Source organism: Streptomyces sp. BE303 (assembly GCF_036290945.1).
In the GTDB taxonomy this organism is placed as follows: Bacteria; Actinomycetota; Actinomycetes; order Streptomycetales; family Streptomycetaceae; genus Kitasatospora.
Genome location: NZ_JAQYWZ010000061.1, coordinates 1 through 278 on the forward strand (window position 1 = coordinate 1; position 278 = coordinate 278).

Genomic DNA, 278 nt, shown 5'->3' on the forward strand with positions numbered 1-278 from the left:
CAGCGATTGGGACGAAGTCGTAACAAGGTAGCCGTACCGGAAGGTGCGGCTGGATCACCTCCTTTCTAAGGAGCACATGGCCGCTTGCAGGCGAATGTTCTGCACGGTCGCTCATGGGTGGAACGTTGACTATTCGGCACAGGAAGAGATCGGACGTGAGTACTGCTTCGGCGTGGAAAGCGATCTGGGATTGACTGTGTCGGGCACGTTGTTGGGTCCTGAGGGAACGGCCGTATGGTCTGTTTCTTCAGTACTGCCGGTCTCATGCGAGGCGGTCC

1 protein-coding gene and 1 rRNA gene are annotated in these 278 nt (G+C 57.6%); both read left to right on the forward strand.

What is annotated here, in order from left to right; genetic code table 11:
• Positions 1-65 (forward strand): 16S ribosomal RNA (locus PUR56_RS00220); the annotation flags it as partial.
• A gap of 11 nt (positions 66-76) precedes the next feature.
• Positions 77-278 (forward strand): hypothetical protein (locus tag PUR56_RS00225; protein WP_329947337.1); only part of this gene is annotated, 202 nt, incomplete at its 3' end.